Origin of the sequence: Pseudomonas veronii, assembly GCF_001439695.1 — a bacterium.
Taxonomy (GTDB): Bacteria; Pseudomonadota; Gammaproteobacteria; order Pseudomonadales; family Pseudomonadaceae; genus Aquipseudomonas; species Aquipseudomonas veronii.
The window spans coordinates 14,593-40,936 of sequence record NZ_JYLL01000044.1; the positions used below are offsets into that span (position 1 = coordinate 14,593).

26 protein-coding genes and 1 pseudogene are annotated in these 26,344 nt (G+C 63.0%); 9 read left to right on the plus strand and 18 right to left on the minus strand.

What is annotated here, in order from left to right; all coding sequences use genetic code 11:
• Positions 1-1,013 precede the first annotated feature (1,013 nt).
• The 5 genes from TU80_RS29325 to ribBA all read right to left on the minus strand — a co-directional run bounded on the left by TU80_RS29325 (position 1,014) and on the right by ribBA (position 6,277).
• Positions 1,014-2,168 (minus strand): ABC transporter ATP-binding protein, encoded by a 1,155-nt coding sequence (locus TU80_RS29325; RefSeq protein ID WP_057006017.1) that lies wholly within the window; start codon positions 2,166-2,168, stop codon positions 1,014-1,016.
• A 17-nt stretch (positions 2,169-2,185) separates the two neighbouring features.
• Complete coding sequence (locus TU80_RS29330; RefSeq protein WP_057006018.1) at positions 2,186-2,995, minus strand: ABC transporter permease; 810 nt, start codon at positions 2,993-2,995, stop codon at positions 2,186-2,188.
• Positions 2,996-3,001: 6 nt separating this feature from the next.
• On the minus strand, positions 3,002-3,919 hold the full coding sequence (locus tag TU80_RS29335; RefSeq protein ID WP_046383897.1) for an ABC transporter permease: 918 nt from the start codon (positions 3,917-3,919) through the stop codon (positions 3,002-3,004).
• A complete protein-coding gene (locus tag TU80_RS29340; protein ID WP_057006019.1) occupies positions 3,916-4,941 on the minus strand; it encodes an ABC transporter substrate-binding protein in 1,026 nt (341 codons plus the stop codon). Before TU80_RS29340 ends, TU80_RS29335 begins: the two co-directional genes overlap by 4 nt.
• A gap of 226 nt (positions 4,942-5,167) precedes the next feature.
• The gene (gene ribBA, locus TU80_RS29345; RefSeq protein ID WP_057006020.1) at positions 5,168-6,277 is read right to left on the minus strand and encodes a bifunctional 3,4-dihydroxy-2-butanone-4-phosphate synthase/GTP cyclohydrolase II; all 1,110 of its coding nucleotides are present in this window, start codon (positions 6,275-6,277) and stop codon (positions 5,168-5,170) included.
• Between the two features lie 69 nt (positions 6,278-6,346).
• Here ribBA and TU80_RS29350 point away from each other — a divergent pair, with 69 nt between their 5' ends.
• Positions 6,347-6,640: a DUF1330 domain-containing protein gene (locus TU80_RS29350; RefSeq protein WP_046383894.1), complete on the plus strand. Its 294-nt coding sequence runs from the start codon at positions 6,347-6,349 to the stop codon at positions 6,638-6,640.
• Between the two features lie 312 nt (positions 6,641-6,952).
• Here the strand turns inward: TU80_RS29350 and TU80_RS29355 are convergent, their stop codons facing one another.
• The 10 genes and pseudogenes from TU80_RS29355 to TU80_RS29395 form a co-directional block, all read right to left on the minus strand.
• Positions 6,953-7,516: an NUDIX hydrolase gene (locus tag TU80_RS29355; RefSeq protein ID WP_046383893.1), complete on the minus strand. Its 564-nt coding sequence runs from the start codon at positions 7,514-7,516 to the stop codon at positions 6,953-6,955.
• A gap of 2 nt (positions 7,517-7,518) precedes the next feature.
• A complete protein-coding gene (locus TU80_RS29360; RefSeq protein WP_010567342.1) occupies positions 7,519-8,271 on the minus strand; it encodes a GntR family transcriptional regulator in 753 nt (250 codons plus the stop codon).
• Between the two features lie 23 nt (positions 8,272-8,294).
• Positions 8,295-8,684 (minus strand): carboxymuconolactone decarboxylase family protein, encoded by a 390-nt coding sequence (locus tag TU80_RS29365; RefSeq protein ID WP_046383892.1) that lies wholly within the window; start codon positions 8,682-8,684, stop codon positions 8,295-8,297.
• A 13-nt stretch (positions 8,685-8,697) separates the two neighbouring features.
• Complete coding sequence (locus TU80_RS29370; protein ID WP_010567340.1) at positions 8,698-9,183, minus strand: flavin reductase family protein; 486 nt, start codon at positions 9,181-9,183, stop codon at positions 8,698-8,700.
• Between the two features lie 12 nt (positions 9,184-9,195).
• On the minus strand, positions 9,196-10,677 hold the full coding sequence (locus TU80_RS29375) for an aldehyde dehydrogenase (protein WP_046383891.1): 1,482 nt from the start codon (positions 10,675-10,677) through the stop codon (positions 9,196-9,198).
• Complete coding sequence (locus tag TU80_RS29380) at positions 10,674-11,507, minus strand: alpha/beta fold hydrolase (protein WP_046383890.1); 834 nt, start codon at positions 11,505-11,507, stop codon at positions 10,674-10,676. The genes TU80_RS29375 and TU80_RS29380 overlap by 4 nt, the downstream gene beginning before the upstream one ends.
• Before the next feature lie 42 nt (positions 11,508-11,549).
• Positions 11,550-12,140 (minus strand): amino acid synthesis family protein, encoded by a 591-nt coding sequence (locus TU80_RS29385; RefSeq protein WP_046383889.1) that lies wholly within the window; start codon positions 12,138-12,140, stop codon positions 11,550-11,552.
• A gap of 265 nt (positions 12,141-12,405) precedes the next feature.
• On the minus strand, positions 12,406-13,260 hold the full coding sequence (locus tag TU80_RS34105; protein WP_370737513.1) for a methyl-accepting chemotaxis protein: 855 nt from the start codon (positions 13,258-13,260) through the stop codon (positions 12,406-12,408).
• Positions 13,261-13,266: 6 nt separating this feature from the next.
• Positions 13,267-14,349, minus strand: a pseudogene (locus TU80_RS34110) (HAMP domain-containing protein); the annotation flags it as partial.
• A 132-nt stretch (positions 14,350-14,481) separates the two neighbouring features.
• Positions 14,482-15,372 carry a bestrophin family protein gene (locus TU80_RS29395; protein WP_017847896.1) on the minus strand — a complete coding sequence of 297 codons (891 nt, stop codon included), beginning with the start codon at positions 15,370-15,372 and terminating at the stop codon, positions 14,482-14,484.
• Between the two features lie 180 nt (positions 15,373-15,552).
• On the opposite strand from TU80_RS29395, the gene TU80_RS29400 reads away from it, so the two are divergent.
• Complete coding sequence (locus tag TU80_RS29400; protein ID WP_017847895.1) at positions 15,553-15,816, plus strand: hypothetical protein; 264 nt, start codon at positions 15,553-15,555, stop codon at positions 15,814-15,816.
• Positions 15,813-16,556, plus strand: a complete 744-nt coding sequence (locus tag TU80_RS29405; protein WP_057006021.1) for a Fic/DOC family protein — start codon at positions 15,813-15,815, stop codon at positions 16,554-16,556. The genes TU80_RS29400 and TU80_RS29405 overlap by 4 nt, the downstream gene beginning before the upstream one ends.
• Positions 16,557-16,627: 71 nt before the next feature.
• Here the strand turns inward: TU80_RS29405 and TU80_RS29410 are convergent, their stop codons facing one another.
• Positions 16,628-16,927, minus strand: a complete 300-nt coding sequence (locus tag TU80_RS29410) for an ArsR/SmtB family transcription factor (protein ID WP_032804674.1) — start codon at positions 16,925-16,927, stop codon at positions 16,628-16,630.
• 89 nt (positions 16,928-17,016) lie between these two features.
• Between TU80_RS29410 and TU80_RS29415 the strand changes: the two genes are divergently transcribed.
• Positions 17,017-18,108, plus strand: a complete 1,092-nt coding sequence (locus tag TU80_RS29415) for an NADH:flavin oxidoreductase/NADH oxidase (protein ID WP_057006022.1) — start codon at positions 17,017-17,019, stop codon at positions 18,106-18,108.
• Between the two features lie 194 nt (positions 18,109-18,302).
• Here TU80_RS29415 and TU80_RS29420 read toward each other — a convergent pair whose 3' ends face one another.
• A complete protein-coding gene (locus TU80_RS29420) occupies positions 18,303-19,025 on the minus strand; it encodes a FadR/GntR family transcriptional regulator (RefSeq protein ID WP_017847891.1) in 723 nt (240 codons plus the stop codon).
• A gap of 47 nt (positions 19,026-19,072) precedes the next feature.
• Complete coding sequence (locus tag TU80_RS29425; protein ID WP_017847890.1) at positions 19,073-20,809, minus strand: IlvD/Edd family dehydratase; 1,737 nt, start codon at positions 20,807-20,809, stop codon at positions 19,073-19,075.
• Between the two features lie 193 nt (positions 20,810-21,002).
• Between TU80_RS29425 and TU80_RS29430 the strand changes: the two genes are divergently transcribed.
• The 5 genes from TU80_RS29430 to TU80_RS29450 form a co-directional block, all read left to right on the plus strand.
• The gene (locus TU80_RS29430; RefSeq protein ID WP_017847889.1) at positions 21,003-22,325 is read left to right on the plus strand and encodes an MFS transporter; all 1,323 of its coding nucleotides are present in this window, start codon (positions 21,003-21,005) and stop codon (positions 22,323-22,325) included.
• Between the two features lie 15 nt (positions 22,326-22,340).
• Positions 22,341-23,333: an AraD1 family protein gene (gene araD1 / locus TU80_RS29435; protein WP_046383885.1), complete on the plus strand. Its 993-nt coding sequence runs from the start codon at positions 22,341-22,343 to the stop codon at positions 23,331-23,333.
• A gap of 11 nt (positions 23,334-23,344) precedes the next feature.
• Positions 23,345-24,925 (plus strand): aldehyde dehydrogenase (NADP(+)), encoded by a 1,581-nt coding sequence (locus TU80_RS29440; RefSeq protein ID WP_057006023.1) that lies wholly within the window; start codon positions 23,345-23,347, stop codon positions 24,923-24,925.
• A 36-nt stretch (positions 24,926-24,961) separates the two neighbouring features.
• Positions 24,962-25,825 (plus strand): SMP-30/gluconolactonase/LRE family protein, encoded by an 864-nt coding sequence (locus TU80_RS29445; RefSeq protein WP_046383883.1) that lies wholly within the window; start codon positions 24,962-24,964, stop codon positions 25,823-25,825.
• A gap of 161 nt (positions 25,826-25,986) precedes the next feature.
• A partial coding sequence (locus tag TU80_RS29450) for a substrate-binding domain-containing protein (protein ID WP_143514229.1) occupies positions 25,987-26,344 on the plus strand: 358 nt, incomplete at its 3' end.

Consider the following 26,344-nt stretch of genomic DNA (forward strand, 5'->3'; position numbering starts at 1 on the left):
CAACGATGACGCGGGAAGCCTGGATGCCCGCGGTGGCTGTGGGTTTTTCGCTGGCAAGCCAGCTCCTACCGTGGGGGCATAACCCTGTAGGAGCCGGCTTGCCGGCGATGGTCGTTAACGATGACGCGGGAAGCCTGGACGCCCGCGGTGGCTGTGGGTTTTTCGCTGGCAAGCCAGCTCCTACAGTGGGGGCATAACCCTGTAGGAGCCGGCTCGCCGGCGAGGGTCGTCAACGATGACGCGGGAAGCCTGGATGCCCGCGGTGGCTGTGGTTTTTTCGCTGGCAAGCCAGCTCCTACCATGGGGCATAACCCTGTAGGAGGCGGCTTGCCGGCGATGGTCGTTAACGATGACGCGGGAAGCCTGGATGCCCGCGGTGGCTGTGGGTTTTTCGCTGGCAAGCCAGCTCCTACCGTGGGGGCATAACCCTGTAGGAGCCGGCTTGCCGGCGATGGTCGTTAACGATGACGGGGGAAGCCTGGATGCCCGCGGTGGCTGTGGTTTTTTCGCTGGCAAGCCAGCTCCTACAGTGGGGTATAACCCTGTAGGAGCCGGCTTGCCGGCGATGGTCGTCAACGATGACGCGGGAAGCCTGGATGCCCGCGGTGGCTGTGGGTTTTTCGCTGGCAAGCCAGCTCCTACCGTGGGGGCATAACCCTGTAGGAGCCGGCTTGCCGGCGATGGTTGTTAACGATGACGCGGGAAGCCTGGATGCCCGCGGCGGATGTGGGTTTTTCGCTGGCAAGCCAGCTCCTACCATGGGGCATAACCCTGTAGGAGCCGGCTTGCCGGCGATGGTTGTTAACGATGACGCGGGACGCCTGGATGCCCGCGGCGGCTGTGGGTTTTTCGCTGGCAAGCCAGCTCCTACAGTGGGGGCATAACCCTGTAGGAGCCGGCTTGCCGGCGATGGTCGTTAACGATGACGGGGGAAGCCTGGATGCCCGCGGTGGTTGTGGGTTTTTCGCTGGCAAGCCAGCTCCTACAGGGGATGGTTCAGTTTTTTGTTTGGCTTAATGGGCGCCGGCGGCCTTGTTCAGATCGCTTTCGGCCCATTCGGTGTACACACAGGCATCCGCCGTGGCCCAGCGCACGCGCACCGGGTCGCCGGCCTTGAGCGGCATGCCGGCGGCGGACAATGCCTTGACCGTCATCGAGGTGCCGCCCAGGGTTTTCACGCTGCAGGTCTGGCTTTCACCGAGAAACAGCACTTCGCCGACGATGGCCGACACTTCGTTCCAGCCTGCGGTCAATGGTTGCCCGGCGGCCTGTTCGACGCTCAGCGCGAGGGCTTTTTCCGGGCGCACCATCAGCAGCACGTCCTGCTCGCTGCGCAGGCCGCCGGTCAGGCGGATCGACAGGGATTGGCCTTCGAACGACGCCGCCGCGTTGCCCTGGGCCTTGAGCTTGAGGAAGTTGGAGTTGCCCAGGAATGAGGCGACAAACGCATTCGGCGGGTTCTGGTACAGGTCGAAACCGCTGCCCAGGCCGACGATCTTGCCGTGGCTGAAAATCGCGATGCGCTGGGACAGGCGCATGGCTTCTTCCTGGTCGTGGGTCACGTAGACAATGGTGATGCCCAGGCGCCGATGCAACTGGCGCAGCTCGTCCTGCAAGTCTTCACGCAGCTTCTTGTCGAGGGCGCCGAGCGGTTCGTCCATCAGCAGGATGCGCGGCTCGTACACCAGCGCCCGGGCGATGGCGACGCGCTGTTGCTGGCCGCCAGACAGTTGCGACGGGCGGCGATGGGCGAACTGTTCCAGTTGCACCAGCTTGAGCATGGCGTCGACGCGCTTCTCGCGCTCGGCACTGGCCAGTTTGCGGATCGCCAGGGGGAAGGCGATGTTGTCGCGTACCGACAGGTGCGGGAACAGCGAGTAGCGTTGGAACACCATGCCGATGTCGCGCTTGTGCGGCGGTACGTTGACCAGCGATTGGCCGCTCACCAGGATCTCGCCGCTGCTCGGCGTTTCAAAGCCGGCGAGCATCGACAGGGTGGTGCTTTTGCCCGAGCCGCTGGAGCCGAGGAAGGTGAGGAACTCGCCGTCCTTGATGTCCAGCGAGATGTTGTCCACGGCGGCGAATTCGCCATAGAACTTGTTCAGGTTGCGCAGGCTGACCAGGGGTTGGCCAGGGTTCTGCGCGGCATCTTGGATCACTGCACTCATGTTCTGCTCCTGGGCGCTCAAGCGCGGGTTTCTGTGCGCCGGCGAACGGCGGCGGCGATGACCATGACCAGCACCGAGAGGCCGATCAGCAGCGTCGAGGCGACGGCGATCACGGGTGTCAGGTCCTGACGCAGGGTGGTCCACATTTTCACGGGAAGGGTTTGCAGGGTCGGGCTGGCCATCATCACGCTGAGCACCACTTCGTCCCATGACACGAGAAAGGCGAACAGCGCACCGGCCACCATCCCCGGGCGAATCGCCGGGAAGGTCACCTTGAACACCGCCTGCAGGCGCGACGCGCCGCAGATCACCGCGGCGTCTTCAATCGACTGATCGAACAGTTTCAGCGAGTTGATGATCGAGATGATGGTGAACGGCAACGCGACAATCACGTGGCTGACCACAAAGGCGAACATCGTGCCGGTGTAGCCGAGCTTGAGGAACAGCGCGTACACCGCCACGGCGATGATCACCAGTGGCACGATCATCGGCAGTGTGAACAGGCCATAGAGCAGTTCGCGGCCGGGGAAGCGCCCGCGCACCAGGGCAAATGCGCTGGGCAGGCCCAGCGCCACGGCGAACACGGTGGTCAGCACGGCGACCTTGAGGCTGGCCAGCGCCGCGTTCATCCAGTCGGTGTTGGAGAAGAACTGGCCGTACCATTTCAGCGTCCAGCCCGGTGGCGGGAACACCAGCCATTGCGACGAGCCGAACGACAGCAGCACGATAAACACGATCGGCAGCAGCAGGAACAGCCCAATCAAACCGGTGGTGGCGTAGAGGCCCAGACGCATCCTGCGGCTCATGGCATTCGGAGTCAGCAGCATGACGGCTTACCTCGCATGGCTGGCGCCAACCGGGGATTCCGGCTGAAGCTTCAGGTAGAAGTAGAACAGCACCAGCGTGATGAAGATCAGCAACGCGGCGCCGGCACTGGCCAGGCCCCAATTGAGGAACGACTGCACCTGCTGGATGATGAACTCGGGCAGCATCATGTTCTGCGCACCGCCGAGCAGCGCCGGGGTGACGTAGTAACCGAGGGACATCACGAACACCATCAACCCGCCGGAAAACAACCCCGGCCGGCACAGCGGCAGGAACACCCGGAAGAAGTTGGTCCACGGGCTCGCGCCACAGATGGAGCCAGCCTGCAGGATCATCGGGTCGATGGCCTGCATGGTCGCCTGCAACGGCAGCACGATGAACGGGATCATGATGTAGCTCATGCCGATCACCACGCCCGTCAGGTTGTGCACCATCTCCAGGGGCACATCGATGATGCCCATGGCCAGCAGCGCCTTGTTGATCACCCCCGAGGCTTGCAGCAGCACCAGCCAGGAATAGGTGCGGGCCAGCAGGCTGGTCCACATCGACAGCAGCACGATATTCAGCATCCAGCGGCCCCAGCCGCGTGGCACCAGGGTAATCGCCCAGGCCAGCGGGAAGCCCAGCAACAGGCTGAACAGGGTCACCAGGCCCGCCACCGAAAAGGTGTTGAGCAGCACGCGGGCGTAGGCCGAGTTGGCGAACAGCTGTTCATAGTTGCCCAGGCCCGGCACGGGCTCCAGCACGCCGCGCAGCAACAGCCCGATCAGCGGTGCGAGGAAGAACAGGCCGAGGAACAGCAGGGCCGGGATCAGGTTGCCCGCCCCGCGCCAGCGCTGGGCCAGGGGCGGCGATACGGCTTTGCTGCAAACCGCGCCGGCAGCGCCGAGGGCGCTCCCGGTCGGTGTGGTTGCCGTCATTTTCATTTGACTAGCCATTCATTCCACCGTGTCGCAATGGCCGGACCGTTCTTGGCCCAGTAGGCGAAATCGAGGGTGATCTGGTCCTTGGCATACGCCGTCGGCAGGTTGGGCGCCAGGACTGAATCCAGGCGCTGCACGCTGTCGATGTTCACCGGTGCATAGGCGGTCAGGTTGGAGAAATCGGCCTGGCCCTTGGCGCTGCTGGCACTGGCCAGGAACTTCATCGCGGCGGCTTTGTTTTTGGTGCCCTTAGGCACGACGAGGATGTCGGCCATGACCAGGTTCTGCTTCCAGCTGACGCCCACCGGTGCGCCATCTTCCTGCAGGGCGTGGATGCGACCGTTCCAGAACTGGCCCATGCTGACTTCGCCGGAGGCCAGCAGTTGCTGCGATTGCGCGCCGCCGCCCCACCAGACGATGTCTTTTTTGATGGTGTCGAGTTTCTTGAAGGCGCGGTCCAGGTCCAGGGGGTAGAGCTTGTCGGCCGCGACGCCGTCGGCCAGCAGGGCCAGTTCGAGCACGCCAGGGCTGGGCCATTTGTAGAGGGCGCGTTTGCCGGGGTAGGTCTTGGTGTCGAACAGCGCGGTCCAATCCTGGGGCTTGGCGGCGCCGAGTTTGCTTTCGTTGTAGCCGAGCACGAAGGAGAAGAAGAACGAACCGACGCCATGGTCGGAGACGAAGCGCGGGTCGATCTTGTCGCGCTGGATCACCGAGAAGTCCAGCGGTTCGAGCAGGCCTTCGGCGGCGGCACGCAAGGCGAAGTCGGCCTCGACGTCTACCACGTCCCACTGCACGTTGCCGCTTTCGACCATGGCCTTGAGCTTGCCGTAGTCGGTCGGGCCGTCCTGCACCACGGTGATGCCGCTGGCCTTGCTGAAAGGGTCGGCCCACGCCTGCTTCTGCGCATCCTGGGTGCTACCGCCCCAGCTCACGAAATTCACGCTTTCGGCCGCCAGGGCCGCGTGAGTGACCGTAGCCAATAAACCCGCGAACAGCACTGCGGTTGCACGTTTGTTCAACACCATTTTCACGCCCTCATTTGTTGTGTTTTTGAGCGGGCTTGGTAATGCCCGCCTATCGGGAGCAGTAGGTCCATCGGAGCCTCTAATCGAGGCCCAAAAGGCGACCGTGCCAAGGGCTTTTATTGGTGCTGTCCCTGGCGGGCGCACTTGGCGAAAGCGTTCGGTCTATGGAATATCATATTATGGTATTCCAAACTTTGTGCAAGCATTTTGCCTTACCGGTTATCCGTCACTCGGTGAAGGGAATGCTCTCGACCACCTCCAGGTCGTAGCCAGTCAGCCCGGCGTATTTCAGGGGCGGGCCGAGGTGACGCAGCTTGCCGACGCCCAGGTCCTGCAATATCTGCGCCCCGGTGCCGACTTCCGAATAAATCCGCGATTGCGAACGGTTGAACTGGCGCGGCGCCTGGGTCAGTTGCGGTACGCGCTCCAGCAGCGCCTGGGACGATTCATGATTGGCCAGCACCACCACCACGCCACAACCTTCGGCCGCGACGCGTTGCAGGGCGGCCCACAGCGTCCAGTTGGACGGACCGCTGTAGTCGGCGCCGACCAGGTCGCGCAGCGGGTCGATCACGTGCACGCGCACCAGCGTAGGTTCATCGCGGCGCAACGGGCCCATCACCATGGCCATGTGTACACCACCGTCGATGCGGTCTTCAAAGGTGATCAGGCGGAACGTGCCATGCACCGTGGGCAGGTCGCGTTCGCCAATGCGCGCCACGGTGCGTTCGGTGCTGAGGCGGTAGTGAATCAAGTCGGCGATAGTGCCGATCTTGATCCCGTGCTTGCGCGCGAAGATCTCCAGCTCAGGTCGGCGGGCCATGGTGCCATCGTCGTTCATCACTTCGACGATCACCGAGGCTGGCGTATGCCCGGCCAGGCGTGCCAGGTCACAGCCGGCTTCGGTGTGGCCGGCGCGGGTCAGCACGCCGCCGTCTTTGGCGCGCAACGGAAAGATGTGCCCGGGCTGCACGATATCGGCCGGCCCGGCATTCACGTCCACGGCTGCCGCCACCGTGCGTGCGCGGTCGGCGGCAGAGATACCGGTGGTCACACCGCTGGCCGCTTCGATGGACACGGTAAACGCGGTGCTGAACGCGCTGCCATTGCTCGGTACCATCTGCTCAAGGCCCAGGCGCTGGCAGTGTTCGTCGGTGAGGGTCAGGCAGATCAGACCACGGGCTTCACGGGCCATGAAACTGATAGCCTCGGCGCTGCAGCACGCCGCAGGCAGCAGCAGGTCGCCTTCGTTTTCCCGGTCTTCGTCGTCTACCAGGAGCACCATCTTGCCTTGGCGGTAGTCTTCGATGATGTCTGCGATGCTGTTGAAGGACATGTTGGGTGCTCGATTTGTTGGTTGTATGTATTATGGTATACCACAAAAACCAAGCAAGAGGATGTCGCGATGAAGGCCTACTGGATTGCCCATGTAGATGTGTCCGATGCAGAGCAGTACACGCAGTACACCCAACGCGCGCCGGCGGCGTTTGCGCAGTTTGGCGGGCGGTTTCTGGCCAGGGGCGGGCGCAGCGAAGCGATGGAAGGCGGGCCGGCGCGGCAGCGTAATGTGGTGATTGAGTTCGATAGCTATGAGCAGGCGGTGGCGTGTTACGAATCCGCCGAGTATCAGGCGGCGAAGGCCCACCGCGAGGGGGTAGGGCAGGCGCAGATCATCATCGTGGAAGGCCTGGCGCCTTAGGTATATCAGTCCAAGTATTGTTCCCAATGTGGGAGGGGGCTTGCCCCCGATGGCAGTGGTTCAGTCACCTCATTCAGTGGCTGACACACCGCTATCGGGGGCAAGCCCCCTCCCACATTGGGTTCGGTGGTGTGGAATAGGATGCGTTACAGCGCCCTGGTTTCGACGATGAGCAGGGCTGATTCACGCGCTTCAAACTGTGGGAGGGGGCTTGCCCCCGATAACGGTGTGTCAGCCAACGACGATGTTGAATATGCCACTGCCATCGGGAGCAAGCCCCCTCCCACATTTGAACCGAGTTCAGCTTGAAGATCAGCGGATGAAGTGGATCTTGCCGCTGTCGTCGTTCCCGATGTAGATGCCATACACCCCGGCCTGGCGTTCCTCGATGTAGCGTTCGAGGATCTGCCGGATCGCCGGGTAGTAGATGCTGTCCCAGGGAATGTCCTCGGGCGCGAAGAATTGATAGTCGAGGGTCTCCGGCCCGAACTGGCCGGTGATCTCCAGCGCGATGGCGCGGAAGATGATGTACACCTCGCTGATCTTCGGCACGCTGAAGATCGAGTAGGGCGAGACGATCTCGGCGCGCACGCCGCTTTCTTCCCAGACTTCGCGCAACGCGGCCTGCTCGGTGGTCTCGCCGCCTTCCATGAAACCGGCCGGCAGGGTCCAGGTGCCGGGGCGCGGTGGGATCGCCCGTTGGCACAGCAGGTACTTGCCGTCCTGCTCGATGATGCAGCCGGCGATGATCTTGGGATTGATGTAGTGGATATAGCCGCAACCGCGGCACATCAGGCGCTCATGCGTATCGCCCGGAGGCAGCTGGTGACCGAGGTCACTGCCGCCGCATTTGGGGCAAAAGCTTGGCCTGAACACGGTCAGTGACCTATACGCGGTTCTTTGAGGGCGATGGGCAGGGTGATCTCGGGGATCTTGCCGGTCTCTTCCTGTTTGCGCTTGAGGTAATCCAGGGCCACGGCCGCCGCAGCGCGCACGTGATCGACGCAGGCCTGGTGGGCGGCGAGTGGATCGCCGCTCTTGATCGCCTGGACCATGCGTTCCATTTCCTGATTGCTGGTGCCGCGACGGTTTTCCTGGGACACCGACGTCGCACGCAGGTAGCTGATACGCGCCTGCAACTGACGCAACTGGGTGGCGGCCACGTGGTTGCCGGAGCCTTCGAGCAACACGTCGTAGAACCCCTGTACCGAATCGATGACCTGTTGCAGTTCGCCGTCCTTGAGGGCCTTGCGGTTTTCCTCCAGGGCTTTTTCCAGGGCCTTGATGTCCTTGGCCTTGGCGCGCAGGGTGAACAACTGCACGATCAAACCTTCGAGCACGCAGCGCAGTTCATAGATGTCGACGGCATCGGCCAGGGTGATGATCGCCACCTGGGGGCCCTTGGCATCGGCGAATTCCACCAGGCCTTCGGACTCCAGGTGACGCAAGGCTTCGCGCACCGAGGTACGGCTGACGCCGAGGCGGTCGCACAGGTCGCGTTCCACCAGGCGATCACCCGGCAGCAGCTGGAAGTTCATGATGGCGCTGCGCAGTTTCTCCAGCACGATTTCGCGCAGGGTGACCGGGTTGTGATTGACCTTGAAGCTGTCGTCGAGGGGCAGGCGTTTCATGGGGGCTGCTCTGAATGGGGCGGTTAACGGGAGGCCTCGGCATCGGCTTCGGCGAAGGCTTCCCGGGCCAGCCGGAAGCTGTCCACGGCGGCGGGAACCCCGCAATAGATGCCGACCTGAAGCAGAATTTCGCGTATTTGTTCACGACTCAGGCCGTTACGCAAGGCGCCGCGCACATGCAGCTTGAGCTCGTGAGGCCGATTGAGGGCCGAAATCATTGCCAAGTTTATCATGCTGCGTTCTTTAAGCGACAAACCCTCCCGGCCCCACACATGGCCCCAGCAGTATTCGGTGACCATCTCTTGCAAGGGGCGGGTGAAGTCGTCGGCGTTCTCGATCGAGCGCTGCACATAGGCTTCGCCCAGCACCTGGGTGCGGATCTTCAGGCCCTGCTCATACTTTTCGTTGCTCATTGCACACAGCTCCTCAAGCCAGGGTGGGCAGCGGGCCCAGCTTGCCTTTGTGATAGATCATCGGCGTGACCGGTTGCTCGGGCAGGATCAGGTTCTTCACGGCGCCGACGATGATCGCGTGATCGCCGCCGTCATACTCGCGCCACAGCTCGCACTCGATGATCGCCGTGGCCTTGGCCAGCAGCGGGTTGCCCAATTCGCTCAGGTGCCACTCGATGCCCTTGGCTTTTTCCTTGCCTTTGCTGGCGAAGGCATAGGCTTCGGCGGTCTGGTCGGCGGACAGCAAGTGGATCGCAAAGCGCTTGCTGTCACGCAGGATCGGGTAGGTGTCCGACGCATAGTTGGGGCAGAACAGCACCAGGGCCGGGTCGATCGACAGCGCGCTGAACGCGCTGGCGGTGATGCCGACGATGCCGCCGTCCGGGTCGAGGGTGGTGACCACCGTGACCCCGGACGGGAACGAGCTCATGACGTCTTTGTAAATGCCGGGTTCGATCATGGTTGTGGACTCTTAACGCATCACAAAAGGATCAGGCATGGGCGCCTGGGAGAGGTTGATCCACACCGTCTTCAGCTCGGTGTAGGCCAGCACCGAATCGATGCCGCTTTCGCGTCCGTAGCCGCTGTTCTTGAAGCCGCCGATGGGCGCCATGGCCGACACCGCGCGGTAGGTGTTGACCCAGATGATCCCCGAGCGCACATCGCGCGCCAGGCGGTGGGCGCGCCCGAGGTCGCGGGTCCAGATACCGGCAGCGAGGCCGAACTGCGAGTCGTTGGCGATGGCCAGTGCTTCGGCTTCGTCCTTGAAACGGATGACCGAGGCCACCGGCCCGAATACTTCCTCTTGCATGATCTTCATCGAGTTGCGGTCGCACTCGAACAGCGTCGGCTCATAGAACCAGCCTTCGCCGAGGTTCTGCGGGCGCTTGCCGCCGGTGCGCAGGCGTGCCCCTTCGGCGATGGCGTCCGCCACCAGGCCTTCGACCACGGCCAGTTGCTGCGCGGTGGCCATGGGGCCCATTTCGCTGGCGTCGTCTTGCGGGTTGCCGATGCGGATGCGTTGGGCGCGCGCTACCAGGCGCTCGACGAATTCGTCGTAGATAGCGTCCTGCACCAGCAGGCGCGAACCGGAGACGCAACTCTGCCCGGACGCCGCGTAGATGCCGGCGATTGCACCATTGATGGCGCTGTCGAGGTCGGCGTCGGCAAAAATGATATTCGGCGACTTGCCGCCCAGTTCCAGGGAGAGTTTGGCGAAGTTCTCCGCGCTGCTGCGCACCACATGCCTTGCCGTGGCCGCGCCGCCGGTGAAGGCGATCTTGCGCACCAGCGGGTGGCGGGTGAGGGCGGCGCCGGTGCTGGGGCCAAAGCCTGTGACCACGTTGACCACGCCCGCTGGAATGCCGGCTTCGAGGGCCAGGCGCGCCAGTTCCAGGACGGTCGCCGAGGCATGTTCCGACGGCTTGATCACGATGGTATTGCCCGCCGCCAGGGCCGGCGCGAGTTTGATCGCGGTCAGGTACAGCGGGCTGTTCCACGGAATGATCGCAGCGACTACGCCCATGGCTTCATGCACGGTGTAGGCGAACAGGTCGGGCTTGTCCAACGGCAGGGTGCCGCCTTCGAGCTTGTCGGCCAGGCCGGCGGTATAGTGGAAAAACTCCGGCAGGTAGCTGACCTGGCCACGGGTTTCGCGGATCAGCTTGCCGTTGTCGCGGCTTTCCAGCTGGGCCAGGTGTTCCTTGTTCGCGGCGATCAGGTCACCCAGGCGGCGCAGCAGTTTGCCCCGCGCGGTGGCGGTGAGGCCGCGCCAGGCCGGGCTGTCGAAGGCACTTTGCGCGGCCTGCACGGCGCGCTCCACGTCGGCTTCGTCGGCGTCGGGCAATTGCGCCCAGGGTTCGGCCAGGGCCGGGTTGAGGCTGTCGAAGGTCTTGCCGGAGAGGGCATCGACCCATTCACCGCCGATGCACATCTGGAAGCGTGCGAGTGTCATGCAACGATCCCCTTGATTGGAGTGTTTTGGGCGTACACCGTGTCGAGGAACCCCAGCAGCAACTGGTTGACCAGGCGCGGCGATTCTACCGGCATCATATGCCGTTGCTCGGCCAGCACCGCAACGCTGGCGCCGGGAATGCGATCGGCCAGTTGCCGGGCCATTTCCGGGGTCGAGCCAGGGTCGAGTTCGCCGGTGGCGACCAGGGTCGGTGCGCGCAACCCCGGGAGGTCGTCGGCACGGTACATGTCCTGGGTCGCAAACAGTTCATAGGTGGTCAGGTAACCCTGGGGGTCGTTGCCCGCCAGGGTTTCACGCAGCGCGGCGATCTGCGCCGGGTTGGCCGCCTGGTATTCACGGCTGAACCAGCGCGACAGTGCGGCTTCGGCATTCGCGTCGGGGCCGTGTTCGGCGGCCTGGGCGGTACGTGCGATGACCCCGGCACGCTGTTCAGGGCTGCGGTTGAACACACTGTTGAGCACCACCAGGCCCTTCAGACGCTCGGGGTAATGCAAGGCAAACGCCCGCGCGACCAGGCCGCCCATGGAAAACCCGATCACCGTGGCCTGGGGCAGTTGCAGGTGGTCGAGCAGTTCCAGCAACTGATCGGCATAGCCGAGCAGCGGGGTGTCGGCGGCCGGGCGCGGGCTGGCGCCATGGCCGAGCATGTCATAGGTGATCACGCGGTAGTTCGTGGCCAGGCCAACGACTTGCCCGCCCCACATTTCTTTATTCAGGCCCACGCCGTGGATCAAAACCACAGGCTGGCCTTGGCCGGTCGCCAGATAACTGGTGCCAGCCGGGGTGCGTTCAGCGGTGAGCCGAATCATGGAGCGCTCCTGCATGCTTTTTGTTGGGGTGGCCGGTCTTGCTTACTGGGCTTTTTCAGCCGCCAGCTCTTCCAGGTCGATATAACGGTTGCCGATGCGCGGATGCAGGCGGCCGCCATCGGCGCAACCCAGGACCACGACGATTTCGTCGGCACGCGGCGCATCTTCGATCTGCATCTCCAGGGTGATGTAGTGCGAACGCAGGCCTTCGTCGTCCTTGTGCATCATCGGGATCTGGATCGACGTGCCCGGGCCGCCGCGCTTGTTGGTAAAACTCAGGTAGCTCTTGGCCTTGACCGCCTCACGGTAGTGGTTGCCGAAGCGCAGGGTGTGGATGATCGCGCTGGCATGTTCGATCTCGCCGTCGGCACCGACCACTGCCGCCTTGCCGTAGGCCTCGATTTTTTCCGCGCCGCCGATGATGCCCACCAGGCGCTCGACCATCAGCGCGCCGAGGTCGGAGCAATTGGCACGGATCTCAGGCTTGAGGTCTTCGACGAAACCGCGACCCAGCCAAGGGTTTTTCAGCACCACGGCCAGGCCGACCATGGTCACGGGAGTGTCCGCGGCTTTACCGCCTTCGATAAAGGTTTCTTCTACGTAGCTGACGATCTTGCGGATTTCGAAACTCATGGGCTGCTCCGTCTGATGTGAGAGGTCTGCGTATGATGGTATACCATAATACGAGAATCGCAATAGACGTCAGCACGTTCGAATGATCGGCGGTTGCACGCCAGCCTTATCCGCGGATGCGGACAGTGACGCCGAGGTCGGCGGGAGGTATTGGCGTGTTGATGCACCTCAAGGCGACCGGTTGCGCGGTCGGGCTCAAGGTAGAGGCTGGCGTGGGGTAAGCAGCAGAGGCGGTGAGTGGCTCACCGCCTTGCATTGGCGGGGGTTAGAACTTGAAGCGGCCTACCAGGCCTTTGAGCTGCCCGGAGATATCCGTCAAACGGCCAGAGCCGGTCTGCGCCGAGTGGGCAAAGTCTTCCACCAGTTGGGCATCGGCGTGGATTTGCGCGATGTGCTGGTTGATCTGTTCGGCGACCTGGTGCTGTTCCTCGGCGGCGGTGGCGATCTGGGTGTTCTGGTCGCGGATCGAGTCCACCGAGCCTTGGATCTTGTCGAAGCTGTCGCGGGCCTGCTGGATGCGTTCCACACTGGTTTGCGACACCTGCAGGCTGCCTTGCATCTGCAGGGTGACTTCCTGGGTGCGGCGCGCGAGGTTGCCGAGCAGGCTGTCGATCTCGCCGGTGGAGTCGGCGGTGCGGCGGGCCAGGGCGCGCACTTCGTCGGCGACCACCGCGAAGCCGCGGCCCTGGTCACCGGCGCGCGCGGCTTCAATCGCCGCGTTGAGCGCCAGCAGGTTGGTCTGCTCGGCAATCGAGCGGATCGTGTCGAGGATGGTGTTGATGTTTTTGCTGTCCTGCTCCAACTGCTGCATGGTCTGGGTCGACTTTTGCAGGTCTTCGCTCAGTTTGAGCACGCTGCCGGTGGCTTCGCCGATATGCTGCTGGCCGTCGTGTACATCGCGGTAGCCTGCGTCGGCGCTGGACGCGGCGGCGCTGCAGGAGCGGGCGACTTCGTTGGCGGTGGCCACCATTTCGTTGAATGCGGTACTCACCAGCTCCACGGCTTCACGTTGGCGACCGGCGGCCTGGTTCAGGTTGTTGGCCACTTCGCGGGTGTCGGCGGCGGCGCTTTGCAGGTCGGAGGATGCGCTGCCGATGCGCTGTACCAACTGGGCGATCATGCCCAGGAACTGGTTGAACCAGCCGGCCAGGCTAGCGGTTTCGTCCTTGCCTTGCACCTTGAGTTGGCGGGTGAGGTCGCCTTCACCTTCGGCGATTTCTTGCAGACCGTCGGCGACCCCGCGAATCGGGCGCACGATCATGCTGGCGAAGCTCGCGCCGACAATCGCGAAGACCACGGCGAGTACCGCTGCGATGGCTGCGATCAGCCAGGTCAGGCGGGTGGCGTCGGCCATCACTTCGTCGCGCTTGATCAAGCCGATAAAGCGCCAGCCCAGGTCTTTGGAGCTGACCACGTTGGCCATGTAAGCCACACCATCAATATCCACTCGGGTCACGCCGTCGCCGCGCTTGGCCAGTTCGGCGTAGTTGGCGCCGAGTTCGGCCATCGGCTTGAAGTTGTGCTTGGCGTCGCTGGGGTCCACCAGCACGTTGCCGTTGGCTTCCACCAGCATCAGGTAGCCGCTGTCGCCCAGCTTGATGTTGCGCACCAGTTCGGTGAGCTGCTTGAGCGAGACGTCCAGGCCGACCACGCCGAGCAGGGTGCCGCTGGCGTCGACCACGGTGTGGACCGTGCCGATCAGCACCACATCGTCCGGCGCCCAGTAATAGGCCCCGGTCCGCACGGTGGTGCCCGGAGCGGCCACGGCGGCTTTGTACCAGGGGCGTACACGCGGGTCGTAGTTGTTCAGTTTGGTGTCGTCAGGCCAGCTCGCATAACCGCCGTCGCTCAGGCCCAGGGACAGGTAGGCGGTGCTTGGATGGCTTTTGGCGAACTGCTCGAATATCGCCAGCAGCTCTTTATTCGTTGGCGTCAGCGGGATTTGTGCGGCGTCGGCACCGGCGTAGTTCTTCAGCTCCTTGGCCGCGACAACGCGAGGGTCTTTGGCCACGTACTCGACGTTCTGGCTGATGCCGTCGAAGAACTGCTTCATGCCGTTATCGATCTGGCGGATCTCGCGGCCGCTGCTGTCGAGGAAATTGGCCACAGCCGCCTCGCGCAGGTTCAGCACCACCAGCACCGCCACCAGGATAACCGGCACGCACGCGATGGCCGCAAACGCCCAGGTCAGCTTTTGCTTGATATTCATGACTTCTCCCGCGGGTATTTATAGTTTTGGCAAGGGGAAAACAGTAGCGTCGCATGTATTGTTATGAGGGGTGCGCCCATGCGTACCCCTTATATCGACCGTCGGGGCACGCACTTGAGGCCGTGGAGGCGTTCAGCCGATACGGTTGCCGCCCAGCGCATCGCGCTGCATCGACTGCAGGTTGTTCTCGATGGTTTCGCAGATGGTTTCCATCTGGATCTGATGTTCGCTGGAGTGAAACGGGCTTTGCAGGTCGGTGCCGATGCGCTCGATGGCCAGCAGCATGAAGCCCACCACCGTGGAGGCCAGCGGGGTGAACCAGCCCAGGGATTCGACCAGGCCCACCGGCACGATCAGGCAGAACAACGAAATGAACAGGCGCGGGAAGTACACGTAAGGGTAGGGCAGCGGGGTATTGGCGATGCGTTCCATGCCGCCCTGGGCGTTGGACAAATCCACCAGCGTCGACTCCAGCCGCGCCAGGCGGATGCTGTCCAGGTGCCCGGCCTTGTATTCCCTGGCCAACAGCGCCGCCGAGCCGGTGAGGATGTCATTGGCGAAATTGTTGGTGGCGCCGTTGCGCGCAAATTCCTCGGCCGGGATAAATGCCCGCACCTCGTCCGGGCACGGCCGGCCCTTGAGATGGGCGGCCAGGCAGTTCACATAGGCCACATGGCGGCGCAACAGGGTGGCCTTTACCGGGTTCACGTCGTTGCCGAGGTCATCCAATAGCGTCAGCACCTGCCGTGCGAAACTGCGCGAATTGTTGACCATCGCGCCCCATAAGGTGCGCGCTTCCCACCAGCGGTTGTAGGCGCTGCTGTTACGAAAACTGATCAGCACCACCAGCGCTGAGCCGAGCAAGGTCAGGGGCATCAGCGGCAGGTTGATCTTGGTGGTGAGAAACAGCATGAAGTCCACGGTGACGGCGACGTCCCACAGCAACAGCCAGAACAGGGCCCAACCGACATAACCCATGGTTTTGATGATCAGGCGGTATTTTTTGACGATGGCGGCTTTCAAACGGAGACCTCGCGGCGAGCGGTAAGCAACAGTGCCTAAGCTCGGACGTTGGTTTGCCGTGAAAGGTTCGGTGAAGGAGGGCGGTACACCGGATCAAATCAATGATTGCGCCCGTCGAGCTGGGTAGAGAGCAAGGACCACCACCATGCTATGCTCGAAAAGCTAACAGAGGGATTCCAAATGACGAGTACAACCGATGTCAGTATTGCCAGCAAAGTGCGCAGGCTGGCTAAAGCGCATCATGTCACCGCTGAACGTGACAGCATCAGCCGAATGGCGGTTGCCATCACCGGACTGGCTGGTGATGCGGTCGAATTGGATGGTGTGGAACAGTTATTGGTCAACCTTAAGCGCAAGGGTATTTTGAGCAAGTCGGAAACCCTTGCACTTCAAGGCAGTTATCTTCAGGAGAAGCGCCGCGCCAAGAAGAAACTCAGCGCATGAGTTTTGATCCTTTCGGAGATTTTGATACCGCTGGATATCTTCAAAACGCGTTACAGCTTAAAGATCCTATGGAGGTCAAGGAGTCTGAGCATCTGTCCTTTGAGTTGAGCATGGAAGATGCACTGGGTTATTTGGCCAAGAAAAAACCGATTGATTACAAGTCGGTCCTCAAAGTACACGAAATCTTGTTTTCTGATTTCTATCACTGGGCGGGTAAAGATCGAAATGATCTGGTGCCGCATCTTGCCGTATTCAAGGGTTCCCACGACGATCCTTGGCATACTGTCTTTGAACATCCTGGCTCGATCAAGCGCTCCATTGACTATGCGCTTGAACTGGCGTCGAACAAGAAGCGCTTCAGAGAGCGTCCTGGCGATGTGATGGGGCAACTAGCATTTGCGCACCCTTTTCTTGATGGTAATGGGCGCACGATTCTGCTTGTTTTCATGGAGCTTTGTTATCGCGCCAAGTTCGCCATTGAGTGGTCGAAAACGAACAAGGACGATTATCTTCGGGCACTTAGCGAAGAGCTCAGGGCACCGTTCAAGGGGCATCTGAATAATTACTTGAAACCCTTTGTCGTCGATATTGCCCACCGTGATGAATGGCCGGGGATGATAGGTGGCATCAAGGGATTGGATGGCCTGGATAAAGAAGGGATAACTTACGAAAAACTGGACGATCCTGAGGTTCAACAGATCTACAAAACCTATCGAGCACAACTGATCGAGCACAACTGATCGATACGCCCCCGTCCGCAAAAATAGAGCAGTGACGTAATACGCTCGGATCGCTGTCCTGATCCTATCGTTTACCGCTGAGCCAGAACACTCGCCAGCAACCCGGGAAAACGCGCCTCAAGCACATCCGCGCGCAACGAATTCAGATGCGTGGTGCCGACGCTGCGGGTGTGGACCAGCCCGGCATCGCGCAGCACGCGGAAGTGGTGGGACATGCTGGATTTCGGCCGTCCGCCGTCCAGTTCGCCGCAGGTGGCCTCGGGCACGTCGGCCAGGTAGCGGATGATTTCCAGGCGCACCGGGTCGCTCAAGGCGTAGAGCACGCGTTCGAGTGTCAGGTCTTGCAGGGCGGGGTGTTTGAAGGCTCGCATAAAACAAATGATAACAGGGCTGGTGTTGAATACCATAGTTCGAATACCATCGAACTATCGAATCAATCACTCGCTCCTGGAGGTGCCTGATGGCTGCCTTGTTTGAACCCTACAAACTCAAAGACGTGACCTTGCGCAATCGCATCGCGATCCCGCCGATGTGCCAGTACATGGCCAACGATGGCATCGTCAACGACTGGCACCACGTTCACCTGGCCAGCATGGCCCGTGGCGGCGCCGGTTTGCTGGTGGTCGAAGCCACCGCGGTGTCTCCTGAAGGCCGTATCACTCCCGGTTGTGCAGGTATCTGGAGCGATGCCCACGCCCAGGCGTTCGTGCCGATGGTCAAGACCATCAAGGCTGCTGGCGCGGTGCCAGGCATTCAGATCGCCCACGCCGGCCGCAAGGCCAGTGCCAACCGCCCATGGGAAGGCGACGACCATATCCCCGCTTCCGATGCGCGCAGCTGGGAGACCATTGCGCCTTCGGCCATTGCGTTCGGCGCCAACCTGCCTAACGTGCCGCGCGCCATGACCCTGGACGACATCGCCCGCGTGCGCCAGGACTTCGTCGACGCCGCCCGCCGTGCCCGCGACGCCGGTTTTGAATGGATCGAACTGCACTTCGCCCACGGCTACCTGGGCCAGAGCTTTTTCTCCGAACATTCCAACCAGCGCACCGACGCCTACGGCGGCAGCTTCGACAATCGCAGCCGTTTCCTCCTGGAAACCCTGGCCGCCGTGCGCGAAGTCTGGCCGGAAAACCTGCCGTTGACCGCGCGTTTCGGCGTGATCGAATACGACGGCCGTGACGAGCAGACGCTGACCGAATCCATCGAACTGGCCCGTCGCTTCAAGGCCGGTGGCCTCGACCTGCTGAGCGTCAGCGTCGGCTTCACCATTGCTGACACCCAGATCCCGTGGGGCCCGGCGTTCCTGGGGCCGATCGCTGAGCGCGTGCGTCGCGAAGCCGGTATCCCGGTCACTTCGGCCTGGGGGTTTGGCACGCCGCAATTGGCGGAAGGTGCGTTGCAGGCCGGGCAGGTGGATTTGGTCTCGGTGGGGCGCGCGCATCTGGCTGATCCGCATTGGGCGTACTTTGCCGCCAAGGAACTGGGGGTAGAGAACGCCTCCTGGACCTTGCCTGCGCCGTATGCCCATTGGTTGGAACGCTATCGCTGAGGCGGCCGCTCAGCCCGACCTGTGGGAGATGTCACACCGATGCCAGCAGGCCCGCCGCCATCGAAGCCTCGCTAAAGCTCGACATCTCCCACATTTGATCTCCAGGGCTGACAGAAAGTGTTCTTGCGCCCCGTCTTGCGGGTGCCGTTGAGCCCCACATTTGGATCTTCACGGTTGTCGAACGAGGGTGGGGCTTATAACGGCGTCAGCACATTCATCACCGTATCCAGCGCCACCCGCGTGTCGTCCAGTTGCACCAGCGAGGCATGCCGGGCGCCGAGGGCGTCGCGGTTCTGGATCGCGGTGAGGATCGCCTTGTGCCGGGGCAGGCTCAGGCCCTGGATATCCGGGCGGCGGTTGGTGATGTTGATCGACTCGCGCAGCGGCAGCGACAGCATGTTGCACATATACGCCAGCAGGTCGTTGCGCGTGGCGTCGGCAATCGCACGGTGGAAGTCCAGGTCGGCCTGTAGCAGCGCGTCGTGGGTCTGCGCGGTTTCCATGCCGAGGTAGGCTTTTTCGATGGTGGCGATGTCTTCAGCGGTCGCGGTGGTCGCGGCCATGGCGGCGATTTCCGGTTCGAGGATGCGCCGCACGCCAGCCAGGGTGTTGAAGAACTCGCTATGGGGGGTGGACTGCATCAACCAGGACAGTACGTCCGGGTCGAGCAGGTGCCACTTCACCCGCGGCCGCACCACCGCGCCTACCCGTGGCTTGGAATACACCAGGCCCTTGGCGCTGAGCACCCGGGTCGCCTCGCGCAATACCGAGCGGCTGACCTTGTACTCCTCACACAGCGTGGCCTCCATGGGCAGTCGTTCTTCTGGCTTGAAGCGACCGGAAACGATGTGCATGCCCAAGTCCTGGACGATCTGGGCATGCATGCTCTTGCGCGGCTTGGACGGCTGGTGATCCATAACGACAGGGATGCTCTGGCTAAATAGGCGGCATCATAGCATCCCAATTAGTGGGAATGACGTGGGACTTCGGCCCCGCGGCAACCCACCAGGAAATCGAAGTCGCAGCCCTGGTCCGCTTGCAGCACATGGTCGATGTACAGCTGGCGATAGCCGCCGACGATCAGCTTCTGCGGTGGTTTCAGGTCAGCCATGCGCGCCGCCAGCTCGGCGTCGGGGATGTCCAGGTGCAAGCGCCCGTTGGCGCAGTCGAGTTCGATCCAGTCGCCTTCGCGCACCGCAGCCAACGGCCCGCCGGCAGCGGCTTCCGGTGCGACGTGCAAGACCACCGTGCCATACGCCGTGCCGCTCATGCGCGCATCGGAAATCCGCACCATGTCGGTCACGCCCTGGGCCAGCAGCTTGGCGGGCAGGCCCATGTTGCCGACTTCGGCCATGCCCGGATAACCCTTGGGTCCACAGTTTTTCATGACCAGGATCGAGTGGGCGTCCACCTCCAGTTCCGGATCGTTGATGCGCGCCTTGTACATGTCGAAATCCTCGAACACCACGGCCCTGCCACGGTGCTGCATCAGCTCCGCGCTGGCGGCCGACGGCTTGAGCACCGCGCCCAGCGGGGCCAGGTTGCCGCGCAGCACACAGATGCCGCCGTCGGCGCGGATCGGGTTGTCGAGGGTGCGGATCACTTCGTCCTGGCCGTAGATCGGCGAGTCCTTGGTGTTCTCGCCCAGCGACTTGCCGTTGACGGTCAAGGCGTTCGGGTGCGGGATCAGGTTGGCTTCACCGAGCCGGCGCAGCACTGCCGGCAGGCCACCGGCGTAGTAGAACTCTTCCATCAAGAAACGCCCGGACGGTTGCAGGTCGACGATGGTCGGCATGCCGCGCCCGATGCGCGTCCAGTCGTCCAGGTCCAGTTCCACGCCGATGCGCCCGGCGATGGCTTTGAGGTGGATCACCGCATTGGTCGAACCGCCGATGGCCGCGTTCACGCGGATCGCGTTTTCGAAGGCTTCCTTGGTGAGGATCTTCGACAGCTTCAAGTCTTCGCGCACCATCTCCACCGCACGCATGCCGGACATATGCGCCAGCACATAACGCCGTGCATCCACCGCCGGGATCGCCGCGTTGTGGGGCAGGGAGGTGCCGAGTGCCTCGGCCATGCAGGCCATGGTCGACGCGGTGCCCATGGTGTTGCAGGTGCCCGCCGAACGCGACATGCCGCCCTCGGCCGCGAGGAAGTCATCCAGGCTGATGGTGCCGGCCTTGACCTGTTCGCTGAGCTGCCACACCACCGTGCCCGAGCCGATGTCCTGGCCCTTGTGCTTGCCGTTGAGCATCGGCCCGCCGGTGACCACGATGGCCGGCACGTCGCAACTGGCCGCGCCCATCAGCAGCGCCGGGGTGGTTTTGTCGCAGCCGGTCAGCAACACCACGCCGTCGATGGGGTTGCCGCGAATCGCTTCTTCCACGTCCATGCTCGCCAGGTTGCGCGTGAGCATGGCGGTAGGGCGCAGGTTCGATTCGCCATTGGAGAACACCGGGAATTCCACGGGGAAGCCGCCGGCCTCGATCACGCCGCGTTTGACATGCTCGGCGATCTGGCGGAAATGCGCGTTGCACGGCGTCAATTCCGACCAGGTATTGCAGATACCGATGATCGGTTTGCCATGGAACTGATGGTCGGCGATGCCCTGGTTCTTCATCCAGCTGCGGTACATGAAGCCGTTCTTGTCGGCGGTACCGAACCACTGGGCGGAGCGTAGGCCGGGCTTTTTATCAGGCATGATGGTTTCTCTTATTGTATGACTATATGTTCTATGCGTGCTTAAACATAAGCGCAAAATCGAAGCTTTGGAAGAGTTGTTTTGCAAATAGTCCTACTATATAGTCTGGCTTAACTGAGGTATGGCCCTGGCGGATTTTCGCGAGAGGCGTCCCCCGAGCTTCTATAAAAACAACAATCGGAGATCGACCCCCATGAGCCAGGAACTGCGGCTTATACGGCGCATCACGCTGAAACTGATTCCCTTCCTCATCCTGCTGTACCTGATCGCCTACGTGGACCGCTCCGCCGTGGGTTTCGCCAAGCTGCACATGGGCGCCGACGTCGGCATCGGTGATGCGGCCTACGGTTTGGGCGCGGGTCTGTTCTTCATTGGCTATTTCCTGTTCGAGATCCCCAGCAACCTGATGCTCGATCGCTTCGGCGCGCGGCGCTGGTTCGCGCGCATCATGCTCACCTGGGGCGCCATCACCATCGGCATGGCGTTCGTGCAGGGGCCACACAGCTTCTATGTGATGCGCTTTCTGCTCGGCGCGGCGGAGGCCGGGTTCTTTCCTGGCGTTCTGTACTACATCACCCAGTGGTTCCCGGTGCGCCATCGCGGCAAGATCCTCGGGCTGTTCATCCTCTCCCAGCCGATCGCGATGATGATCACCGGCCCCGTGTCCGGCGGCCTGCTGGGCATGGACGGCGTCCTCGGCCTGCACGGCTGGCAATGGCTGTTCATCGTCATCGGCACCCCGGCGCTCCTGCTCACCTGGCCGGTGCTGCGCTACCTGCCGGACGGCCCCAAGCAGGTCAACTGGATGAGCGAGGACGAAAAAACCTGGCTCACCGGCGAACTGGCCAAGGACCTGCAAGCCTACGGCCAGACCCGCCACGGCAACCCGCTGCACGCCCTCAAGGACAAGCGCGTGTTGCTGCTGGCGCTGTTCTACCTGCCGGTGACCCTGAGCATCTACGGCCTGGGCCTGTGGTTGCCGACCCTGATCAAGCAGTTCGGCGGCACGGACCTGGTTACCGGCTTTGTGTCGGCGGTGCCGTATATCTTCGGCATCGTCGGGCTGTTGATCATCCCGCGCAGTTCCGACCGTTTGAACGACCGCTATGGCCACCTGGCGGTGCTCTATGTACTGGGTGCCATCGGCCTGTTCTGCAGTGCCTGGCTGAGTGTGCCGGTGCTGCAAATGGCCGCGCTGTGCCTGGCGGCGTTCGCGCTGTTTTCCTGCACGGCGGTGTTCTGGACCCTGCCGGGGCGGTTTTTCGCCGGCGCCAGTGCGGCAGCGGGCATTGCGTTGATCAACTCGGTGGGCAACCTCGGCGGCTATATCGGCCCGTTCGTGATCGGCGCGCTCAAGGAATACACCGGCAACCTGGCTTCGGGCTTGTACTTTTTGTCCCTGGTGATGGTGTTCGGGCTGGTCTTGACCGGCGTGGTCTACCGCGTGCTGGAGCGCAAGCATGTGCTGCCTGCCGAGCAATTTGCCGCCAGTGCCCGTGGCGCCACACGTACTTAATCGAGGAGAAGTTTCATGCGTTTAGTTCAGTTCGAGGTGTCCAACGGCGAGCGCCGGGTCGGCGTGGTGGAGGGCAGCCAGGTGCGCGAAGTGCTCAGCGCCCACAGTGTGCGCGAGTTGGCGCTGGCCGCGATCGAAGCCGGCGTGGGCCTGGTGCAGCAGGTGCAGAGCCTCGGCCTGGGCGACAGTCATCATTACGCCGAGCTGCTGGCCGACCTGAAGATCCTGCCACCGCTGGACCACCCGGACCCGGCCCATATGCTGATCAGCGGCACCGGCCTGACCCACCTGGGCAGCGCGTCGGCGCGGGACAAGATGCACCAGCAGGCCGGTGACGACAGCGCGTTGACCGACACCATGCGTATCTTCAAGTGGGGCGTGGAAGGCGGCAAACCGGCGGCCGGCCAGGCGGGCGTGCAGCCGGAGTGGTTCTACAAGGGCGACGGCAGCATCGTGGTGCGCCCCGGCGCGGCGTTCCCGGTGCCGCCCTTTGCCGAAGACGCCGGCGAAGAGCCGGAGATCGGCGGGCTGTATGTGATCGGCCACGACCGCAAGCCCTATCGCCTGGGTTTCGCGGTGGGCAACGAGTTCTCCGACCACGTGATGGAACGCAAGAACTACCTGTACCTGGCCCATTCCAAACTGCGCAGTTGCAGCTACGGCCCGGAGTTGCGCGTGGGCGAGTTGCCCCGGCATCTTGCGGGCACCAGCCGCATCCTGCGCAACGGCGAGGCGATCTGGCAGAACGAGTTCCTCAGTGGCGAGGCCAATATGTGCCACAGTCTGGAAAACCTTGAGTACCACCACTTCAAGTACAGCCAGTTCCTCAAACCCGGCGATGTACACATTCATTTCTTCGGCACCGCCACCCTGTCATTCGCCGACGGTATACGTACCCAACCGGGCGATGTGTTCGAGATCAGCCAGGCCGAGTTCGGCGCGCCGCTTGTCAATCGTGTCGGCAGTGCCGACGCCGTCTTCGAACCCGGCGACGTCATCACCCTTTAAAGGAGAGCCACATGCCCCAGTTCCTTGGTCACAACTACATCGGCGGCCAGCGCAGCGCCAACGGCAGCCTCAAGCTGCAGAGCGTCGATGCGGCGACCGGCGAAGCCTTGCCCCAGGATTTCTACCAGGCGACCCCGCAGGAAGTCGACGCCGCCGCCAAGGCCGCGGCAGCGGCTTACCCGGCGTACCGCGCCTTGAGTGCGTCGCGCCGCGCGCAGTTCCTTGACGCGATCGCCGATGAGCTGGACGCGCTGGGCGATGCCTTCGTCGAACTGGTCTGCCGGGAAACCGCGCTGCCCGCTGCGCGTATCAAAGGCGAGCGCGGCCGCACCAGCGGGCAGATGCGGCTGTTCGCCACGGTGTTGCGTCGCGGCGATTTCTACGGCGCGCGCATCGACAAGGCACTGCCGGATCGCCAGCCGCTGCCACGCCCGGACCTGCGCCAATACCGCATCGGTCTGGGCCCGGTTGCGGTGTTTGGCGCGAGCAACTTCCCCCTGGCGTTTTCCACGGCGGGCGGGGATACCGCCGCCGCGCTGGCGGCCGGCTGCCCGGTGGTGTTCAAGGCCCACAGTGGGCATATGGCCACGGCCGAGCGCGTCGCCGATGCGATCATTCGCGCGGCCGAGACCACCGAGATGCCGGCGGGCGTGTTCAACATGATCTTTGGTGGCGGCGTCGGTGAAGCGCTGGTCAAGCACCCGGCGATCCAGGCGGTCGGCTTTACCGGCTCGCTCAAGGGCGGGCGCGCCCTGTGCGACATGGCGGCGGCGCGTCCGCAGCCGATCCCGGTATTCGCCGAGATGTCGAGCATCAACCCGGTCATCGTGTTGCCCCAGGCCCTGCAGGCGCGGGCCGAAACCGTGGCACGCGAGCTGACTGCCTCGGTGGTGCAAGGCTGCGGCCAGTTCTGTACCAACCCCGGTCTGGTGATCGGCCTCGCGTCGCCGGCCTTCAGCGCGTTCACCCAGCAGGTGGCGCAACTGATCGGCGATCAGCCGGCGCAGACCATGCTCAATGCCGGCACCTTGAGCAGCTATGACAAGGGCCTGCAAAAACTGCTGGCGCACCCCGGCATCCAACACCTGGCCGGTCAGGCTCAAGCCGGGCATCAGGCACGGCCGCAGTTGTTCAAGGCCGATGTCAGCCTGCTGATCGACGGCGATGAAGTGCTGCAAGAGGAAGTGTTCGGCCCCACCACGGTGTTCGTCGAAGTCGCCGACCAGGCCCAGCTCAGCGCCGCCTTGCATGGCCTGCACGGCCAGCTCACGGCGACGATCATCGGCGAGCCGGCCGACCTGCAACAGTTCGCCGAACTCACGCCGCTGCTGGAGCAGAAAGTCGGGCGTATCCTGCTCAATGGTTACCCGACCGGCGTGGAAGTCTGCGATGCGATGGTGCATGGCGGGCCGTACCCGGCGACGTCGGATGCGCGTGGCACCTCGGTCGGCAGCCTGGCCATCGACCGCTTCCTGCGCCCGGTGTGTTTCCAGAACTACCCGGACAGCCTGCTGCCCGACGCGTTGAAAAACGCCAACCCGTTGCGTATCCAACGCCTGGTGGATGGCACACCGTCACGCGACTCGCTGTAACGCGCACCTGAGAACAATAACAATCCAGGAGGCAACATGTCGTTTCACGCCGTCAGCGCACACCGTGCGCAACTGGGGGAGGGCCCGTTCTGGGACGTGCCCACCCAGGCCCTGTATTGGGTCGACATCGCTGGCAAACAGGCGCTGCGCCTGCTGGACGGGCAGTTGCAGGCCTGGCGGTTGCCGGAGCATGTGTCCGCGTTTATCCCGTGTGAACGCGGCGATGCGCTGGTGACCTTGAGCAGCGGCGTCTACCGATTGGACCTGGCGAGCGCCGCGTTGAGCCTGTTCTGCGTGGCCGACCCGCACGCGGGCAACCGTGGCAATGAAGCGCGCTGCGACGCCCAGGGCCGCCTGTGGCTGGGCACCATGCAGAACAACATCGGCGAGCACGGCGAAGACCTGCCCGTTACGCGACGTTCCGGCGGGCTGTTTCGTGTGGATGCCGATGCGCGGGTCACGCCGTTGCTGCACGGCCTGGGTATTCCCAACACCTTGCTGTGGAGCGACGACGGCCGCCAGGTGCATTTCGGCGACAGCCTCGACGGCACGCTGTATCGGCATGCGATCCAAGCGAACGGCCAACTCGACCCCGCCCAGCCCTGGTTCGGCCCGCATGGGCGCGGCGGGCCGGACGGGTCGGCGATGGACAGTCAGGGCTACATCTGGAACGCGCGCTGGAACGGCAGTTGCCTGCTGCGCCTGACGCCGGACGGTGAAGTCGATCGCATCGTCGAACTGCCCGTCAGCCGCCCCACCAGTTGCGTGTTCGGCGGGCCCGACCTCACCACCCTGTACATCACCAGCGCCGCCAGCCCCTTGGATCACCCCTTGGACGGTGCGGTGTTGGCCATGGAGGTCGATGTGCCCGGCAAACCGTGTCACCGCTTTGCTGGCTGAACGCTATACCGCTTCACCGCTTTACCCCTGTAGGAGCGAGCTTGCTCGCGAAAAACGTTAACGATGACGCGTGCATCCTGAATGCACGCGGCGCTCTCTGGCTTTTCGCGAGCAAGCTCGCTCCTACAAAAAAAAGAAAACAACAATAAGGAGTCAACCGTATGAATCGTCGTCGTGCTATCCGTTCCTTGTGCTGCGCCGCTGTGGCGGTCTCGGCCATCAGCTTGAGTGGGCTGTCGCTGGCCGCTGAAGCAGTAAAAATCGGCTTCCTGGTCAAACAAGCCGAAGAACCCTGGTTCCAGACCGAATGGGCCTTCGCCGAAAAGGCCGGCAAGGAACATGGTTTCACTGTGATCAAGATCGCCGTGCCCGACGGCGAGAAGACCCTCTCAGCCATCGACAGCCTGGCCGCCAACGGCGCCAAGGGCTTTGTGATCTGCCCGCCGGACGTGTCCCTCGGCCCGGCCATTGTCGCCAAGGCCAAGGTCAACGGCTTGAAAGTCATGGCCGTGGATGATC

Bases quoted from the DNA above. Each gene is read 5' to 3' on its own strand.
- TU80_RS29330 (WP_057006018.1), bottom strand. From the start codon at position 2,995: ATGCTGCTGACTCCGAATGCCATGAGCCGCAGGATGCGTCTGGGCCTC.
- araD1 (WP_046383885.1), top strand. From the start codon at position 22,341: ATGCGTTTAGTTCAGTTCGAGGTGTCCAACGGCGAGCGCCGGGTCGGC.
- TU80_RS29400 (WP_017847895.1), top strand. From the start codon at position 15,553: ATGACGAGTACAACCGATGTCAGTATTGCCAGCAAAGTGCGCAGGCTG.
- TU80_RS29370 (WP_010567340.1), bottom strand. From the start codon at position 9,183: ATGATCGAACCCGGCATTTACAAAGACGTCATGAGCTCGTTCCCGTCC.
- TU80_RS29375 (WP_046383891.1), bottom strand. From the start codon at position 10,677: ATGACACTCGCACGCTTCCAGATGTGCATCGGCGGTGAATGGGTCGAT.
- TU80_RS29340 (WP_057006019.1), bottom strand. From the start codon at position 4,941: ATGGTGTTGAACAAACGTGCAACCGCAGTGCTGTTCGCGGGTTTATTG.
- TU80_RS29440 (WP_057006023.1), top strand. From the start codon at position 23,345: ATGCCCCAGTTCCTTGGTCACAACTACATCGGCGGCCAGCGCAGCGCC.
- TU80_RS29430 (WP_017847889.1), top strand. From the start codon at position 21,003: ATGAGCCAGGAACTGCGGCTTATACGGCGCATCACGCTGAAACTGATT.
- TU80_RS29415 (WP_057006022.1), top strand. From the start codon at position 17,017: ATGGCTGCCTTGTTTGAACCCTACAAACTCAAAGACGTGACCTTGCGC.
- TU80_RS29365 (WP_046383892.1), bottom strand. From the start codon at position 8,684: ATGAGCAACGAAAAGTATGAGCAGGGCCTGAAGATCCGCACCCAGGTG.
- TU80_RS29405 (WP_057006021.1), top strand. From the start codon at position 15,813: ATGAGTTTTGATCCTTTCGGAGATTTTGATACCGCTGGATATCTTCAA.
- TU80_RS29425 (WP_017847890.1), bottom strand. From the start codon at position 20,809: ATGCCTGATAAAAAGCCCGGCCTACGCTCCGCCCAGTGGTTCGGTACC.
- TU80_RS29360 (WP_010567342.1), bottom strand. From the start codon at position 8,271: ATGAAACGCCTGCCCCTCGACGACAGCTTCAAGGTCAATCACAACCCG.
- TU80_RS29325 (WP_057006017.1), bottom strand. From the start codon at position 2,168: ATGAGTGCAGTGATCCAAGATGCCGCGCAGAACCCTGGCCAACCCCTG.
- TU80_RS29420 (WP_017847891.1), bottom strand. From the start codon at position 19,025: ATGGATCACCAGCCGTCCAAGCCGCGCAAGAGCATGCATGCCCAGATC.
- TU80_RS29410 (WP_032804674.1), bottom strand. From the start codon at position 16,927: ATGCGAGCCTTCAAACACCCCGCCCTGCAAGACCTGACACTCGAACGC.
- TU80_RS29350 (WP_046383894.1), top strand. From the start codon at position 6,347: ATGAAGGCCTACTGGATTGCCCATGTAGATGTGTCCGATGCAGAGCAG.
- TU80_RS34105 (WP_370737513.1), bottom strand. From the start codon at position 13,260: ATGATCGCCCAGTTGGTACAGCGCATCGGCAGCGCATCCTCCGACCTG.
- TU80_RS29335 (WP_046383897.1), bottom strand. From the start codon at position 3,919: ATGAAAATGACGGCAACCACACCGACCGGGAGCGCCCTCGGCGCTGCC.
- TU80_RS29385 (WP_046383889.1), bottom strand. From the start codon at position 12,140: ATGAGTTTCGAAATCCGCAAGATCGTCAGCTACGTAGAAGAAACCTTT.
- ribBA (WP_057006020.1), bottom strand. From the start codon at position 6,277: ATGTCCTTCAACAGCATCGCAGACATCATCGAAGACTACCGCCAAGGC.
- TU80_RS29445 (WP_046383883.1), top strand. From the start codon at position 24,962: ATGTCGTTTCACGCCGTCAGCGCACACCGTGCGCAACTGGGGGAGGGC.
- TU80_RS29380 (WP_046383890.1), bottom strand. From the start codon at position 11,507: ATGATTCGGCTCACCGCTGAACGCACCCCGGCTGGCACCAGTTATCTG.